The following is a 15,405-nucleotide window of genomic DNA, read 5'->3' as shown; positions in this document are numbered from 1 at the left end:
GCGAGCAGCCTGAACAGCCAGGCGGGCGAGCTGGTCAACGCGGTGGCGGTGTTCCGCCTGGCCAACGATGGCAACTACCGGGCACCGGCATCTACACCGGCGCCTGCGGTGCGCAAGCCGGTGGCCATGGCAGCACGTCCGCCCGTGAAGGCGCCGGTGGGCAAGGCCCCGGTGGCCAGCCGGCTGGCTGCGCCCAGCCCCGCGGCCGCGGCACCCAAGGCCCCGGCCAAGGCGGGTGCTGGTGGGGATGATGAATGGGAAAGCTTCTGATCCCAGCGTTCGCTGGCTGACAGGCCAGCCTGGAAGACCCTGTGAGGAGAAGGCAGGGTTTGGGGAGGTGCTTGCGGGCCCGGATCCTGCTATCCTGTGTTTACAGGTTGTTACTTCGGGAGCAGGCCATGAACCGGTTCAAGATCTCGACCCGCCTCGCGGGGCTTTTGGCGGTGCTGTGCTGCCTTGTGTTGCTGGTCGGCGGGGCCGGCTTGCTGGGCATGGGGCAGTCCAACGCCGGGCTCAAATCGGTGTACGACGACCGGGTGGTGCCCCTCAAGCAGATCAAGATCGTGGCCGACATGTACGCGGTCAACGTGGTCGATGCGGCGCACAAGGTGCGCGACGGCGGCATGACCGCCGCGCAGGGCCTGCAGTCGGTGGCGGATGCGCGCAAGGCCATCGAATCCAACTGGAGCGCCTACCTGGCCACCAGGCTGGCGCCCGAGGAAAAGACGCTGGTCGACCGCTTCAAGCCCCTGCAGACCAAGGCCGACGCTGCCACCGAGACCCTGGTGGGCCTGTTCAAGGCAGGCGACGTAGCCGCCCTCACCGGCTTTGCCGCCAAGGACCTGTACCCGGCCATGGACCCGCTGCAGGAAGTGCTGGGCCTGCTCATGCAGGTGCAGCTCGACCAGGCCAAGATGGAGTACGACCGCGCTGCCGCCAGCTACCAGACCCTGCGGGTGCTGGTCGTGGGCGCCGTGGTGCTGGGCGTGCTGCTGGCCGTGCTGGTGGGCGGCGCCATGATCCGCCAGATCTCGCGCTCGCTGGGCAATGCAGTCGAAATCACCGATGCCGTGGCGCGCGGTGACCTCACGGTGTCCATCCAGGCACAGGGGCGTGATGAGATCGCGCGCCTGCTCGGCGGCCTGACCGCCATGCGCGACAACCTGGCCCAGGTGGTGTCGGGCGTGCGTGGCAATGCCCAGGGCGTGGCATCGGCCAGTGCCGAGATCGCTTCGGGCAACCATGACCTGTCCATCCGCACGGAGGAGCAGGCCAGCGCCTTGCAGGAGACGGCCGCTTCCATGGAGGAGCTGAGCTCCACCGTGCGGCAGAACGCCGACAACGCGCGCCAGGCCAACCAGCTGGCGATGAGTGCCTCGACCGTGGCCGTGCAGGGCGGCGATGTGGTGTCCGAAGTGGTGGAGACCATGAAGGGCATCAACGACAGCAGCAAGAAGATTTCCGACATCATCGGCGTCATCGACGGCATCGCCTTCCAGACCAACATCCTGGCGCTGAACGCCGCCGTCGAGGCCGCGCGCGCCGGGGAGCAGGGGCGCGGCTTTGCCGTGGTGGCCAGCGAGGTGCGCAGCCTGGCGGGCCGCAGTGCGGACGCCGCCAAGGAGATCAAGGGCCTGATCCACGCCAGCGTGGAGCGCGTGGAGCAGGGCACCACGCTGGTGGACAAGGCGGGCGCCACCATGACCGAGGTGGTGGCCTCGATCCGCCGCGTGACCGACATCATGGGCGAGATCAGCGCCGCCAGCACCGAGCAGAGCCAGGGCGTCTCCCAGGTAGGGGATGCCGTCACACAGATGGACCAGGTGACCCAGCAGAACGCCGCCCTGGTCGAGGAAATGGCCGCCGCCGCGGGCAGCCTGAGCCACCAGGCCCAGGCCCTGGTCAGCGCCGTGGAGGTGTTCAAGCTGTCTGCCGACGCGCCGGTGGTCCAGGCCGCTGCAGCGCCTCGCCCGCGCCCTCCGGCAGCGCCGCCAGCCGCCCGCCCACCGGTCGCCAGCGTGGCACAGCGCAAGCTCGCGGCACCTGCGCCCGCCAAGGCGCAGGCCGCCTCCAAGTCGCCTGCTGCCGCGCCGCGGGCGGCAACTGCGACGACTGCCTCCGACGATGAATGGGAGAGCTTCTGAACCAGGGGGCAGCCGCTGCGCTTTGAAGGTACGGCCCCGCACCAAAATGGGTTGCTTGTTGGCGTGCGGCGGCTGATTGCCCTGGTTTGGTGCTCGCGGTGTCGTGTTGAACCGTTGTGGTGCACCGGCGGGCGGTGGCCCTGGCCTGTGGTGTTCGGCCGCTGGCTCAGCGCGTTGCGGTGGTACCCGCCTCTTACAAGGAGTCCAGCTGTGCCACCGCATCGGGCGGCAAAGCCAGCTGTGCCGACGCCATGTTCTGCTGCAGGTGGGTGACCGACGAGGTGCCCGGGATCAACAGGATATTGGGTGAGCGCTGCAGCAGCCAGGCCAGTGCCACCTGCATGGGCGTGGCGCCCAACTGAACGGCCACGGCAGACAGGGCGTCCGACTGCAATGGCGTGAAGCCGCCCAGCGGAAAGAAGGGCACATAGGCCGTGCCTTCGCCCGCCAACTGCGTGAGCAGGGCTTCGTCTTCGCGGTGGGCCAGGTTGTACAGGTTCTGCACGCAGGCAATCGGCGTGATCCGGCGCCCGTCCTGTACCTGACGCGCCGTCACATTGCTCAGGCCGATGTGGCGGATGAGGCCCTGGCGCTGCAGTTCGGCCAGCGCCGTCAGCGGTTCTTCCAGTGAGCCTTCCGCCGGCCCGTGCACGCTGAACATGGCACGCAGGTTCACCACGTCCAGCACATCGAGGCCCAGGTTGCGCAGGTTGTCGTGCACCGCCTGCGTGAGTTCGGCCACAGAGAACGCGGGCAGCCAGGAAGCATCGTCGCCACGCCGCGCGCCCACCTTGGTCACGAGGGTCAGGCCATCGCGGTAGGGGTGCAGTGCCTCCCTGATGATCTGGTTGGTCACGTGCGGGCCGTAGAAATCGCTGGTGTCGATGTGGTCCACGCCGCTTTCCACGGCGGCGCGCAGCACGGCCACGGCGGCGGCCCGGTCCTTGGGCGGGCCGAACACGCCCGGGCCGGCCAGTTGCATGGCGCCGTAGCCCAGGCGCTTCACATCACGGTGGCCGAGCCGGTAGCTGCCGGCCTTGTCGATTGCTGTCATGGAGGTGTCCTTTCAAATGGGGGATGCATCGACTGTAGGCACGCCGCCTGTGTACGATAAGCCGGTTGAGTGCGCACGGGTTGTGCGGTACAGCGAACAGTCAAGCGAAGGGTTCTGTCCATGGCCGAGCAGTTGGGTGATCTGGCCGCCTTTGTCGCGGTGGCACGCGGCGGCGGTTTCCGCGAGGCGGCGCGCCTGGGCGGCGTCGGCGCGTCGAGCCTGAGCGAGGCCGTGCGCCGGCTGGAGGCCCGCTTGGGCGTGCGCCTGCTGCACCGCACGACGCGCAGTGTGGCGCCCACCGAGGCGGGCGCCCGCCTGCTCGAACGCCTGGGCCCGGCGCTCGGCGAGGTGCAGGCCGCGCTCGACGTGGTCAACGGCTTTCGCGACCGGCCTGCCGGCACCTTGCGCCTGAATGTGCCCGCCAGCGCCGCACGCCTGGTGCTGCCCGCCATCGTGCCGCCCTTCCTCGCGGCCAACCCCGACATCCGCCTGGACGTGGTGGTGGAGGAGGGCTTTGTCGACATCCTGGCCGAGGGCTGCGACGCCGGCATCCGCTATGACGAGCGCCTCGAGCAGGACATGATCGCCCTGCCCATCGGCCCGCGCTGGCAGCGCATGGCCGCGGCCGCATCGCCGGCCTATTTGGCTGCGCGCGGCCGGCCGCAGCACCCGCGCGACCTCATGCAGCACGCCTGCCTGCGTGGCCGTTTTGCCAGCGGCACCATGCCCGCCTGGGAATTCGAGCGCGATGGCGAGGTGGTCGTCGTGGATCCCTCCGGTCCGCTGATCGTGCGCATATCGGGCGGCGTGGACCTGGCGGTGGAGACAGCGCTCGCGGGCTGCGGCATCATCCACATGTTCGAAGGCTGGCTGCAGCCGCACCTCGACAGCGAGGCGCTGGTGCCGGTGCTCGAAGACTGGGCCCGGCCCTTCACCGGGCCGTTTCTCTACTACCCCGGGCGGCGCTATCTGCCAGCGCCGCTCAGGGCGTTTGTGGATTTCATTCAGAAATAGATAAATATCATTTTAAAGTGGGTAAGATGATTTTTTGAAATTCTTCACAAATCAATCCGTCAGAAATCGACAAGATCAACTCTGGATTTAATTTTTCATGGTTTTGCAAGTGGTTTTTGAATTTTCCAAGCAACTCTTTTCCTAGGGTGAATTCGTTTTTGTATTTTTTATACCAATCCTCTGCTTGTTTATTTATTTGGTCAATGTCTTGGTTGTTGTCTTTGTTAAGCGCTAAATTAGGGCGTTCTCGAAGTATGAAATTTTTTAGCTTTCTAAGTGTTGCGTCTTTTAGTTCTTCTGAAAACTCATCATAGCGTAGATTTGCCTCTTCAATTGGCATTCCAGAGCAAAGGCTGATGTGCTTTGGTTGGCAAAAATATGACTCGATTTCTTGGTATTTTGTTATAAATAATAGTATGTTGTCTCTGGTGCAATCTGATCTCAGTTTTATAATTTCTTGATCTAAATCGCTTTTCTGATCTCGATCTACGTGAAGTATTACTCTTACGCCTGGTATGTGTTTGGATACAAAATCTTCCAAGATTTTTCCAAAGTAAACCTTGGTACATCCTTCGTAAGAATGCAGAACAACTTCATCCTCTTTCAAGCCATTCGCCAAAAGAAATTTCTTTAGAAATTCTTTTTTCTCTTTTATGTTGTCCACTTTGTCTTCTGTGGCGACAACATATTTTAGTTGTTTTCTTCCGAAAAGATAATCGACGTCGGCGGCCCCTATGTCAATTAATATGCTGCTATTTTTGACGCCTTCATATGCTCTTCCCTCTTGGAAATGTGCGACTTTGGCGTCTCCTTCTAGTGCGTCGAGGATGTATCGAGAGTGCGTGGAAAAGACTATTTTAAGCTTTTGATCGGCTTTGGCTTTTCTCGATAATTCTTCGGCCAAAAGTCTTTGCTTTGTTGGATGTATGTGAGCATCAGGCTCATCCAAAAGAACGATTTGAGGTGAAAAGTATTCAATATATGCAAATATTTGTATGACCTGCAGTAGGCCAGTCCCTATCGCATCGAGTGGGACTTCTATGTCATTTAGCAGTACGTTTATTGATATGTATTCGGATTTGTTTTCGTCGAAATCAACGGTTATCCTTATTTCTCCATAAATGGTTTTTATGGATGAGATAAAGGATTCCCATTTTTCTGTGGATTTGCTAATGCTGTAAATTATGTTTCTAAGATAATTGTTGCTGTCCCCGCGAATTGCTGATTTTCTAACTGCAATAGGTACTTCGTATTTTTCTTTTGTTGGTATCCCTGCAATTCCTGGAACGTAAACACAGTACGGAGAGCTTATGTCGCAGAGGAGGTTTCCAAGCGATTTTCCCTTTAGAGTCGTTGTAAATCCCCCATTTTTTCCCTTGGAGATCGTAATTGCTGCTTCGTTGCTTCCTTCTTTGAAGGTGAAATTTATCTCGCTTCGATCACTTCGTTTTCTTGCACCAGTTAGTTTTTTGCCATGGTATAGAGCGCTGACATTGTTTGTTGGTGTATACAAAAATTCACCGGAGTCGAGTGATAAAGTTCTCACTCCATCGCGAGACCAGCTTGATTTTTCCAGCTCTAAAGTCTGACAGGCTGAAATTGCAAACTGAATTCCTTGAATAAAACTACTTTTCCCAGCATTGTTTGGACCTATTAGGACATTCAAAGAGCCAAGTTTTATCGATGTGTGATTTATTTTTTTAAATTTTTTAACATCTATTTCCATGATTTTTAAGTGATGGTTGATTAAGTAAATTCTTGGCTCAGATCGACTTCATTCATGCTAGCGAATTTTCTAAAAAAGTAAGCATACTTTTTACCCCTGCCTGAACGGACTGCGCCCCTGCAGTTCCTCCAGATAGCCTTCCACCCCCTGGCCCTCGCGCTCTAAAAAGCGCTCCACCGCCTCGGCAAAGGCTGGGTGGGCGATCCAGTGGGCGCTGGTGGCCTGTACGGGCAGCAGGGCGCGGGCCATCTTGTGTTCGCCCTGGGCGCCGCCCTCGAAGCGCACCGCGCCATGGGCTATGCACCACTGCAGCGGCTGGTAGTAGCAGGCCTCGAAGTGCAGGCAGTCCACGCGCTCCAGTGCGCCCCAGTAACGGCCATAGGCCACGAGCCCGTCCGTACCGTAGTCTCCCAGTGCGATCAGGCTGCTGGCGATGGGGTAACCCTCCTTCTCTGCGATGAACAACAGCCAGGCTTCGGGCATGTTCTGCGCCATGCGTGCAAAGAAGTCGCGCGTGAGGTAGGGCGGGTTGCCGTGCTCGAGGTAGGTGCGTTCGTAGCAGCGGTAGAAGAAATCCCAGTCGGCCGTGCTGATGTCGGCACCGCGCGACCAGCGGAACGTGACGCCCGCATCGGCCACGCGGCGGCGCTCCTGGCGGATCTTCTTGCGCTTGTCCTGGGCCAAGCTGGCCAGGAAGTCATCGAAGCTGGCGTAGCGGGCTGGGGTGTCCTTCCCTTCCAAGGCGCCTTGTGAAGATGCGCTGGCTGGTGGTTCGTTCTTCCAGTGGAATTGGACGGTGTGGCGCAGCATCAGGCCTTCGTCGGCGCTGGTCGTCACATCGTCGCCGCTGGCGAACAGCACATGCACGGACGAGACACCCTGGCTCTCGCACCACTGGCAGACGGCCTGCACCAGCAGGGTGCGGCTCTCTTCGTCGCGTGCCAGCAGCCGGGTGCCGGGCACGGGCGTGAAGGGCACGGCGATGGCGGCCTTGGGGTAGTAGGGCACGCCGTGCTGCTCATAGGCATTCGCCCATGCCCAGTCGAAAACGTATTCGCCGTACGAATGGCTCTTGAGGTACAGCGGGCAGGCGGCGATCAGCGCATCGCCGTCCCACAGCGTCATGAAGCGCGGCGTCCAGCCGCGTTGGGGCGTGGCGCTGCCGCTTTCGTGCAGGGCCGTGAGGTATTCGTGGCGCAGGAAGGGCGTGGGGTGGCTCTGCAAAGCCAGCAGGCCGTTCCAGGCATTGGCGTCCACCTCCTGCGGGGAGGCCAGCACGCGGGCGATAATGTGCAATTCTTCAGCCATGTGCGCCCTGCGGCCTGCACTGCACTGCCCTAGGGCGGTCTGCGGCGGGTTGCGGGCCTGCATTGGCGGTTGTCTTCAACCTGGCCCCAGGGGCCTTCTCCAGTTCCATGACGCTCTCCATTTGCACAGCGCAGCTCAATTTCGTGGTGGGCGACATGCCCGGCAATGCGCAGAAGATCATTGCCGCGGCGCGCGACGCCCATGCCCGGGGTGCGCAGTTGCTGCTTACGCCCGAGCTGGCGATCTGCGGCTACGCGGCAGAGGATTTGTTCCTGCGCCCGGCCTTCATCGCTGCCTGCGATGATGCCGTGAAAACCGTGGCCCGTGAGACTGCGGGGTTGAAAGGCCTGGCCATCGTGCTCGGGCATCCGCAGGCCGTGCGCGCCGGTGCGCCGGCCTTCAGCGCCTGCTTCAATGCGGCGAGCGTGCTGCGCGACGGCGTGGTGGAGCAGACCTATGCCAAGCGCGAGCTGCCCAACTACCAGGTGTTCGACGAGCGCCGCTACTTCGTGGCCGGGCAGGCGCCCTGCGTGTTCGAGGTGGCCGGCGTGCGCGTGGGTGTGCTGGTCTGCGAGGACGCCTGGTTCGTCGCCCCCGCGCGCGACGCGGCAGCGGCCGGGGCGCAGCTGCTGGCGGTGATCAACGCCTCACCCTTCCACCTGGGCAAGAGCGCCGAGCGCGAGCACACCATGCGCGAGCGCGTGCGCGAGACGGGCCTGCCCCTGGTCTATGCCCACCTGGTGGGCGGGCAGGACGAGGTGGTGTTCGAGGGCCGCTCGTTCGCCCTGGGGGCCGACGGTGCCGTGGCGGCGCGGGCCCCGGGCTTCGAGGAAGTGCTGTTCACCGTGCAGGTGCAGGCCGGCCAGGGCGCCATGCCGCCGGCAGTGCACGGCGACATCGCACCGCTGCGCAGCACCGAGGCCGACCTGTGGGACGCGCTGGTGCTGGGCGTGCGCGACTATGTGGGCAAGAACCGCTTCCCTGGCGTGCTGCTGGGCCTGTCGGGCGGCATCGACTCGGCCCTGGTGCTGGCGATCGCTGTGGATGCTCTGGGCGCCGACAAGGTGCGCGCGGTGATGATGCCCTCGCCCTACACGGCCGACATCAGCTGGATCGACGCGCGCGACATGGCGGCCCGCCTGGGCGTGCGCTACGACGAGATCTCCATCCAGCCGCAGTTCGAGGCCTTCAAGGCGGCCCTGGCCAGCGACTTCGCAGGCCGGACCGAGGATACGACCGAGGAGAACCTGCAGGCGCGCATCCGCGGCACGCTGCTCATGGCGCTCTCCAACAAGTTCGGCTCCATCGTGCTGACCACGGGCAACAAGAGCGAGATGTCCACCGGCTACTGCACGCTCTATGGTGACATGGCCGGCGGCTTCGCCGTGATCAAGGACGTGGCCAAGACCACCGTGTTCGCGCTGTGCCGCTGGCGCAATGCCCACGACCCGTATGGCACGGGCACCGGCCCCATCCCCGAGCGCATCATCACCCGCCCGCCGAGCGCCGAGTTGCGCCCCGACCAGAAGGACCAGGACAGCCTGCCGCCCTACGACGTGCTGGACGCCATCGTTTCGCGCTACATGGAGAACGACGAGCCCATCGAGTCCATCATCGCGGCCGGCTTTGCGCGCGCCGACGTGGAGCGCGTGACCCGGCTCATCCAGATCAACGAGTACAAGCGCCAGCAGGCGCCCGTAGGGATTCGCGTCACCCGCCGCAGCTTCGGCAAGGATTGGCGTTACCCTATCACCAACCAGTTCCGAGCTTGAAGCAGTCAGTGTTGATGGCCTGAGCCGAGACCGCGAGCACGCCTTTCCTTTTTTCGTATCCACAGGAGACCCGCCATGAAAATGATCACCGCCGTCATCAAGCCCTTCAAGCTCGAAGAAGTCCGCGAAGCCCTGGCCGAATGCGGCGTGACCGGCCTGACCGTCACCGAAGTCAAGGGCTTCGGCCGCCAGAAGGGCCACACCGAGCTGTACCGTGGCGCCGAGTACGTGGTGGACTTTCTGCCCAAGGTGAAGGTCGAAGTCGTCGTCAAGACCGAGGACGTGGACCGCTGCGTCGATGCCATCGTCAACGTGGCGCGCACCGGCAAGATCGGCGACGGCAAGATCTTCGTGACCGCCGTGGAGCGCGTGGTGCGCATCCGCACCGGTGACCTCGACGACGCAGCTGTATAAGGTACATCCCCCTGAGGCGCTTTGCGCCTTCACCCCTTCTCTCGAATTACTGCGTAATTCGGGACGGGGGACACCGCCAGCGCGGCGGGGCGGCCCTTGCGCGGCGGTCCTGGCTTGGGGCGCGCCAGTTGTTTGCGGCTGTCAGATCACCGTGCGCAGTGGAATCTGGCTGGCATTGTTTCCGGCCTGCTCGACCAGGGTCTGGAGCAGGGCGGGGGTGTCGCTGTCGGCGTGCAGCAGTCCCATCTGCCATTCACCCATGAAACCGCTGGCCACGCTGTGGTTCAAAAAGATCAACAGGCCGTCGTAGTAGCCGGCCACGTTGAGCAGGCCCAGGGGCTTGTCGTGGTAGCCGAGCTGGCGCCAAGTCCAGACCTCGAACAGTTCCTCGAAGGTGCCGATGCCGCCGGGCAGGGCGATGAAGGCGTCGCTGCGCTCGGCCATCATGGCCTTGCGCTCGTGCATGGTCTGTACGATGTGCAGTTCGTCGCAGGCCCGGTTGGCCAGTTCCTTGTCCACCAGGGCCTGGGGGATGATGCCGACCACGCGGCCGCCGGCCTGGCGCGTGGCCTCGGCCACGGTGCCCATGAGGCCGCTGCGCCCACCGCCATACACCAGTTGCCCGCCATGGGCGCCGATCCAGGTGCCCACCGCCGTGGCCGCCTGGGCATAGGCCTCGTTCTCGCCGGGGCGCGAGCCGCAGTAGACGCAGATGGAGAAAGCCGGTTTGTCAGCCATGGGTGATCCTCTGGAAGATGGCCCCCGCCCAGATGCCCACGCACAGCAGCAGGGCCAGCAGCACCGCGGCGCTGCCCATGTCCTTGGCGCGCTTGGACAGGTCGTGCCACTCGGGCCCGATGCGGTCGATGGCGGTCTCGATACCGGTGTTGAGCAGCTCGACGATCATCACGATCACCACCGAGCCGGCCAGGAGGGCCACTTCCACCCAGCTCTTGCCCAGCCACAGCGAGACAGGCAGCAGCACGATGGCGGCGACGGCTTCCTGGCGGAAGGCCTTTTCACCCCAGCCGGCGCGCAGGCCCTCCAGCGAGTAGCCGGCAGCGTGCCAGATGCGGTTCAGCCCGGTGCGGGCTTTCTGGGGGTTGGCGGGGGCGGTGGGGTGGGGTGTGGACATAGGCAAAACCGCGATTCTCGCGCAGTGTTGTGACGGCGGGCTTAAGGACGTCGAAACGCTCCCGCCCAGGGCTTATTTCTTGCGGTGCTCGAAATGCACCAGCCGGGTGCCGGCCAGTGCATCGTGCCAGAACTGCCGCTCTGGATGAAAGCGCGCAAGAATGGCCCATACGGCCACCCAGCCGATGACGAGCACCGTGGTCTCCGCGCCCGAAAGTGCAAAAGGCGACACGGCGGCCAGCGGCGGCAAAAACCACAGCCAGCTGAGCACGTAGCGCAGCAGGGCGCGCGGCTGGCTGATGGGGCGCCCGGCGCGGTCCACCACGCGGATGTTCCAGGTCTTCATGGCCAGGGTCTGGCCCTTGGCCCAGAACCAGGTGAAGTAGATGCCGAACACCACGAACAGGAAGGCCTGCAGCGCATGGCGGTTGTCCAGCGCATGGCGTGTCTGGCTCAGGGTGCCGAAGAGGTAGCCGGCGATGAATACCACGCCGAACATCAGCATGCCCTCGTACAGCCAGCAGGCCATACGGCGCATGAGGCTGGGGGTCGCCGCGGCAGGCGGTGTGGCCGGGGGCGCCGTGGCGTCTGCCGGCGGCGTGCTGGAGGTGGGGGAGGCGGGCATTCCGGACTGCGGATCGGCGCGGCGGGCGCCGTCAGTTGTTGGGGTACAGGCCTGAATTGTCGGCGCTGGGCGGTGCGGCGGGGGTTGCCGGGTCGGAGCCCGCGGGCGCCAGCGGTGGCAGTGCAGCGGGTACGGCGGTGGGCACGGCCACGGGCGCGGTTTCCACCACCGCAGGGGCGGCCGGGCTGGAGGCCGAGGCCTCCGTGGGGGGCTGCGCTGCAGAAGGTACCGGCATGGCCAGGCGCGGGCCATGGTCGGTCAACGGCGGGATCTTGGGCGCGTTGGGGCGCAGGGGGTTGGCCTGCGTGGCGGCGGGCACCTGCGCCAGTTTGCGGGTGGGTACCGGGCGCAGCGCGGTTGCCGCGCCCTGGGGCTTGGGTGGTGCCGTGGCGGCCAGCAGGTCGCGCTCCTCGGCGGTCAGCGCCTGGTAGGCCTCCCACTGTGCGAGCTTGTTGTCCCGGGCCAGGCGGTTGGTGCTGGCGTAGTTCAGCCGTGCCTGGCTGCGCTGCTGGGCGCTCAGGCTGGCCCATTCGGTCATGCGGCTGTGCAGCTTGGCCTGCTCTTCCTCGGGCAGTTCCGGAAAATTCACTGCCAGCGCCAGCCAGCGGCGCTTTTGCACCTCGCTGATCAGCGCCCAGCGCTCGGCCAGGGGGTAGAGCGCCAGCTTTTGCCGGGTGTTCAGGGTTTCCCAGCCCGGGCCGGCGGCCACTTCGGCCAGGCCTTCGGAGGGCAGGGCGGTGGCGCTGCCCGAGGGGCGCAGGGCCGTGGCCGCCGTGGGGGTGGGGCGCGTGGCGGCAGAAGGCAGCAGGGTGGCCGGCGCCATGCCCACCCGTTGCACGACCATCACGGAGAGGGCGGTCAGCGCGCCCAGAAGCGCCAAAGCCAGCACGATGGCTGGCAGTGGTGGGCGGGCGTCGGGAAGTCCTTTATGCATGCATCGGGCAGTGGGCCAAATCAGTGATTCTGCGCTGCCGTCTTGAGGAACTGGACAAATCCCGGGTCGGAATAGGCTTCTGGCGGCAATTCGTCGGTCAGCAGGGCGGCATCGACTTCGGCGATCTCGTTGGCGCCGAACTCGTCCTGCACCGTGCTGATGAAGAACAGGCCCACCACCAGGGCGATCAGCGGCACGGCCGACACCAGGGCATTCCACCAGCTGTTGCCTTCGCCGCCACCGGCGCCCAGGCTGGCCGAGGAGCCGCTGGCCAGCACCACCGGGGCGCTTGCCCGGGCAGGGGCGCGCACGGGGGCCAGCACCTTGCGCCGCGCCAGTGCCTGCATGCGCGATGCGCGCAGGCGCTCCGAGATGTCATAGGGCAGATCCTGCGAGCCGTCCGTCAGCCGCGCCGATACGCGGCGGGCAAAACGTTCTGCTGCAGCTTCCTGGGAGGAGGTAAGGGTGGTGTTCACAGTTCTATTCCTTTGGCTTTCAGTGCCTTGCTCAGGGTTTGTATGGCACGAAAACAGTGCGTTTTCACACTGCCTTCCGAACAACCCATCGCGGCTGCCGTTTCTGATACATCCATTTCTTCCCAGTAACGCATGAGGAAGGCTTCCCGTTGACGTGCTGGCAATTCTTCTATTTCCGCCTCGATGCTCCGGAAGATCTGGGCTCTTTCGGTCAGGTCTTCGGCACTCGCGGCCTTGTCGCCGTCTTCCGGGCCGGAGTACGCCTCCAGTAGATCAAAATCCATGCCATCTTCGCCGGGCCCTTCGAAGTCGCTCATGCTCGAAAACAGTGCATTGCGCGTCTTCTGGCGCCGAAACCAGTCCAGGGTGCTGTTCGAGAGGATGCGCTGGAACAGCATGGGCAGCTCGGCCGCCGGCTTGTCCCCATAGTGCTCGGCCAGCTTGAGCATGCTGTCCTGCACGATGTCCAGGGCCGCTTCCTCATTGCGGACGTGGTAGACCGAGCGCTTGAATGCGCGCTTTTCTACACTTTTGAGGAAATCGGAGAGTTCTTGTTCGGTTGCCAAGACGGGTCAGCCCGGGAATGGGACGCGTGTCGGGCACGCCGGTGCGGCGCCCCAACAACAGGTGCAGGGCCCCCTCCACGAAGGAGCCCAGCCGCCGATTATCGCATCCCCCGGTGTTTTTTTAGGCATGGTGTGCAATTGCGCGTGTTGCAGTGCGATAATCGCGGCTGCAATTCAAAAGGCAAACGGGTCACGGTCCGGCGCGGCAATCATCCACGCCCATGTCCTTGGCCTCAAGTTCCAAGCTGGCTTCACAAGGGTCCATGCGAGGAGCACCCAAGGTTTTTCGTCAGAGAAATTCACAAAGGTTGATCATCATGGAAATCTCCAAGGCCGAAATCACTTCGGCAGCCGCTGCTGCGCAGGGCAATACCCCTTCTTCTTCCGCCCCCGGCTCCGTGGACCTCATGGGTTCGGAGATCCTGGTCAAGTCGCTGCAGGCCGAGAACGTCCAGTACATCTGGGGTTACCCCGGCGGCGCCGTCCTGTACATCTACGACGCGCTGTACAAGCAGGAAACCATCCAGCACGTGCTGGTGCGCCACGAGCAGGCTGCCGTGCACGCCGCCGACGGCTATGCCCGCGCCACCGGTGAAGTCGGCGTCGCCCTGGTCACCTCAGGCCCCGGCCTGACCAACGCGGTCACCGGCATCGCCACGGCGTACATGGATTCGATCCCCATGGTGATCATCTCCGGCCAGGTGCCCACGCCCGCCATCGGGCTCGACGCCTTCCAGGAGTGCGACACCGTCGGCATCACGCGCCCCATCGTCAAGCACAACTTCCTGGTCAAGGACCCGCGCGACCTGGCCGTCACGCTCAAGAAGGCCTTCCACATCGCCCGCACCGGCCGCCCCGGCCCCGTGGTGGTCGATATCCCGAAGGACGTGTCCTTCAAGAAGGCCGCCTACAGCGGCTACCCCCAGAGCGTGGAAATGCGCTCGTACAACCCCGTGCGCAAGGGCCACAGCGGCCAGATCCGCAAGGCCCTGCAACTGCTGCTGGCCGCCAAGCGCCCCTACATCTACACCGGCGGCGGCGTGCTGCTGGGCAATGCCACCAACGAGCTGCGCACGCTGGTGGACATGCTGGGTTACCCGGTCACCAACACGCTGATGGGCCTCGGGGCCTACCCCGCGTCGGACCGCAAGTTCCTGGGCATGCTGGGCATGCACGGCACCATCGAAGCCAACAACGCCATGCAGAACTGCGACGTGCTGCTGGCCGTGGGCGCGCGCTTCGACGACCGCGTGATCGGCAACCCCAAGCACTTCGCGCAGAACGACCGCAAGATCATCCACGTGGACATCGACCCGTCGAGCATCTCCAAGCGCGTGAAGGTCGACATCCCGATCGTCGGCGACGTGAAGGATGTGCTCACCGAGCTGATCTCCATGGTCCGCGAAAGCAGCACCCGCCCCGACGCCGGCGCCCTGGCCGCCTGGTGGGACACCATCGAAGGCTGGCGCAAGCGCGACTGCCTGAAGTACAGCATGGGCAGTCCCGACGTCATCAAGCCCCAGTACGTGGTGGAAACGCTGTGGAACATGACCAAGGACGTCGACACCTACATCACGTCCGACGTGGGCCAGCACCAGATGTGGGCAGCCCAGTACTACCGCTTCGACGAGCCGCGCCGCTGGATCAACTCCGGCGGCCTGGGCACCATGGGCGTGGGCATTCCCTACGCCATGGGCATCAAGCTGGCCAAGCCAGAGGCCGAAGTGTTCTGCATCACCGGCGAAGGCTCGGTGCAGATGAACATCCAGGAACTGTCGACCTGCCTGCAGTACAACACGCCGATCAAGATCTGCTCGTTGAACAACCGCTACCTGGGCATGGTGCGCCAGTGGCAGGAGATCGAGTACTCCGGCCGCTACAGCCACAGCTACATGGATGCGCTGCCCAACTTCGTGAAGCTGGCCGAGGCCTATGGCCACGTGGGCCTGCTGATCGAGCACCCCAAGGACGTCGAGCCCGCGCTGCGCGAAGCGCGCAAGCTCAAGGACCGCACGGTGTTCCTGGACTTCCGTACCGACCCCACCGAGAACGTGTTCCCGATGGTGCAGGCCGGCAAGGGCATCACCGAAATGCTGCTGGGCTCCGAAGACCTGTAAACACAGGCCTTCGGCTCCTGCTGCGGCCTGCAGCCACAGCAGTGTGATGCTGCAGGCCAATCTCCTGCTATCAGTTCGATAGCTTCACTTCGACGAATCTATTGTCTGCCGAGCCTGCGCA

Annotated in this window: 14 protein-coding genes and 1 pseudogene; 6 read left to right on the top strand and 9 right to left on the bottom strand. The window is 63.7% G+C overall.

The annotated features are described in order from the left end of the window. Window positions 1-270: pseudogene (locus AC07PF_RS32595) on the top strand (methyl-accepting chemotaxis protein); the annotation flags it as partial. Window positions 271-398: 128 nt separating this feature from the next. Further along, a complete protein-coding gene (locus AC07PF_RS32590) occupies window positions 399-2,144 on the top strand; it encodes a methyl-accepting chemotaxis protein (protein ID WP_494614676.1) in 1,746 nt (581 codons plus the stop codon). A 193-nt stretch (window positions 2,145-2,337) separates the two neighbouring features. On the opposite strand, the gene AC07PF_RS32585 is transcribed toward AC07PF_RS32590, so the two are convergent. Continuing rightward, window positions 2,338-3,198: an aldo/keto reductase family oxidoreductase gene (locus tag AC07PF_RS32585; protein ID WP_494614675.1), complete on the bottom strand. Its 861-nt coding sequence runs from the start codon at window positions 3,196-3,198 to the stop codon at window positions 2,338-2,340. 120 nt (window positions 3,199-3,318) lie between these two features. Here AC07PF_RS32585 and AC07PF_RS32580 point away from each other — a divergent pair, with 120 nt between their 5' ends. Beyond that, a complete protein-coding gene (locus AC07PF_RS32580; protein ID WP_494614674.1) occupies window positions 3,319-4,212 on the top strand; it encodes a LysR family transcriptional regulator in 894 nt (297 codons plus the stop codon). 7 nt (window positions 4,213-4,219) lie between these two features. On the opposite strand, the gene AC07PF_RS32575 is transcribed toward AC07PF_RS32580, so the two are convergent. Further along, window positions 4,220-5,938, bottom strand: coding sequence for an AAA family ATPase (locus AC07PF_RS32575; protein ID WP_494614673.1), 1,719 nt, complete (start codon window positions 5,936-5,938; stop codon window positions 4,220-4,222). A 90-nt stretch (window positions 5,939-6,028) separates the two neighbouring features. Then, the gene (locus tag AC07PF_RS32570; protein WP_494614672.1) at window positions 6,029-7,246 is read right to left on the bottom strand and encodes a GNAT family N-acetyltransferase; all 1,218 of its coding nucleotides are present in this window, start codon (window positions 7,244-7,246) and stop codon (window positions 6,029-6,031) included. Window positions 7,247-7,353: 107 nt separating this feature from the next. On the opposite strand from AC07PF_RS32570, the gene AC07PF_RS32565 reads away from it, so the two are divergent. Next, window positions 7,354-9,018 carry an NAD+ synthase gene (locus AC07PF_RS32565; RefSeq protein WP_494614671.1) on the top strand — a complete coding sequence of 555 codons (1,665 nt, stop codon included), beginning with the start codon at window positions 7,354-7,356 and terminating at the stop codon, window positions 9,016-9,018. A gap of 75 nt (window positions 9,019-9,093) precedes the next feature. Next, window positions 9,094-9,432 (top strand): P-II family nitrogen regulator, encoded by a 339-nt coding sequence (locus AC07PF_RS32560; RefSeq protein ID WP_007857855.1) that lies wholly within the window; start codon window positions 9,094-9,096, stop codon window positions 9,430-9,432. A 141-nt stretch (window positions 9,433-9,573) separates the two neighbouring features. Here AC07PF_RS32560 and AC07PF_RS32555 read toward each other — a convergent pair whose 3' ends face one another. The 6 genes from AC07PF_RS32555 to AC07PF_RS32530 all read right to left on the bottom strand — a co-directional run bounded on the left by AC07PF_RS32555 (window position 9,574) and on the right by AC07PF_RS32530 (window position 13,167). Continuing rightward, window positions 9,574-10,170 (bottom strand): LOG family protein, encoded by a 597-nt coding sequence (locus AC07PF_RS32555; RefSeq protein ID WP_494614670.1) that lies wholly within the window; start codon window positions 10,168-10,170, stop codon window positions 9,574-9,576. After that, window positions 10,163-10,567 (bottom strand): diacylglycerol kinase, encoded by a 405-nt coding sequence (locus AC07PF_RS32550; RefSeq protein WP_494606050.1) that lies wholly within the window; start codon window positions 10,565-10,567, stop codon window positions 10,163-10,165. Before AC07PF_RS32550 ends, AC07PF_RS32555 begins: the two co-directional genes overlap by 8 nt. Window positions 10,568-10,639: 72 nt before the next feature. Beyond that, a complete protein-coding gene (locus AC07PF_RS32545; RefSeq protein ID WP_494614669.1) occupies window positions 10,640-11,191 on the bottom strand; it encodes an RDD family protein in 552 nt (183 codons plus the stop codon). Window positions 11,192-11,222: 31 nt separating this feature from the next. Next, on the bottom strand, window positions 11,223-12,125 hold the full coding sequence (locus AC07PF_RS32540) for a DUF3106 domain-containing protein (RefSeq protein ID WP_494614668.1): 903 nt from the start codon (window positions 12,123-12,125) through the stop codon (window positions 11,223-11,225). Window positions 12,126-12,145: 20 nt separating this feature from the next. Then, window positions 12,146-12,601: a DUF3619 family protein gene (locus AC07PF_RS32535; protein WP_007857862.1), complete on the bottom strand. Its 456-nt coding sequence runs from the start codon at window positions 12,599-12,601 to the stop codon at window positions 12,146-12,148. Further along, window positions 12,598-13,167, bottom strand: coding sequence for an RNA polymerase sigma factor (locus AC07PF_RS32530; protein WP_007857863.1), 570 nt, complete (start codon window positions 13,165-13,167; stop codon window positions 12,598-12,600). Before AC07PF_RS32530 ends, AC07PF_RS32535 begins: the two co-directional genes overlap by 4 nt. Before the next feature lie 317 nt (window positions 13,168-13,484). On the opposite strand from AC07PF_RS32530, the gene AC07PF_RS32525 reads away from it, so the two are divergent. Then, the gene (locus AC07PF_RS32525) at window positions 13,485-15,284 is read left to right on the top strand and encodes an acetolactate synthase 3 catalytic subunit (protein ID WP_494614667.1); all 1,800 of its coding nucleotides are present in this window, start codon (window positions 13,485-13,487) and stop codon (window positions 15,282-15,284) included. The last annotated feature ends 121 nt before the right edge of the window (window positions 15,285-15,405 follow it).

Source organism: Acidovorax sp. GW821-FHT10A04 (genome assembly GCF_059415825.1).
This window is presented reverse-complemented; position numbering and strand designations above follow the sequence as displayed.

Excerpts from the sequence above, each read along its gene's own strand:
- AC07PF_RS32590 (WP_494614676.1), top strand. The coding sequence starts at position 399 with ATGAACCGGTTCAAGATCTCGACCCGCCTCGCGGGGCTTTTGGCGGTG.
- AC07PF_RS32585 (WP_494614675.1), bottom strand. The coding sequence starts at position 3,198 with ATGACAGCAATCGACAAGGCCGGCAGCTACCGGCTCGGCCACCGTGAT.
- AC07PF_RS32580 (WP_494614674.1), top strand. The coding sequence starts at position 3,319 with ATGGCCGAGCAGTTGGGTGATCTGGCCGCCTTTGTCGCGGTGGCACGC.
- AC07PF_RS32575 (WP_494614673.1), bottom strand. The coding sequence starts at position 5,938 with ATGGAAATAGATGTTAAAAAATTTAAAAAAATAAATCACACATCGATA.
- AC07PF_RS32570 (WP_494614672.1), bottom strand. The coding sequence starts at position 7,246 with ATGGCTGAAGAATTGCACATTATCGCCCGCGTGCTGGCCTCCCCGCAG.
- AC07PF_RS32565 (WP_494614671.1), top strand. The coding sequence starts at position 7,354 with ATGACGCTCTCCATTTGCACAGCGCAGCTCAATTTCGTGGTGGGCGAC.
- AC07PF_RS32560 (WP_007857855.1), top strand. The coding sequence starts at position 9,094 with ATGAAAATGATCACCGCCGTCATCAAGCCCTTCAAGCTCGAAGAAGTC.
- AC07PF_RS32555 (WP_494614670.1), bottom strand. The coding sequence starts at position 10,170 with ATGGCTGACAAACCGGCTTTCTCCATCTGCGTCTACTGCGGCTCGCGC.
- AC07PF_RS32550 (WP_494606050.1), bottom strand. The coding sequence starts at position 10,567 with ATGTCCACACCCCACCCCACCGCCCCCGCCAACCCCCAGAAAGCCCGC.
- AC07PF_RS32545 (WP_494614669.1), bottom strand. The coding sequence starts at position 11,191 with ATGCCCGCCTCCCCCACCTCCAGCACGCCGCCGGCAGACGCCACGGCG.
- AC07PF_RS32540 (WP_494614668.1), bottom strand. The coding sequence starts at position 12,125 with ATGCATAAAGGACTTCCCGACGCCCGCCCACCACTGCCAGCCATCGTG.
- AC07PF_RS32525 (WP_494614667.1), top strand. The coding sequence starts at position 13,485 with ATGGAAATCTCCAAGGCCGAAATCACTTCGGCAGCCGCTGCTGCGCAG.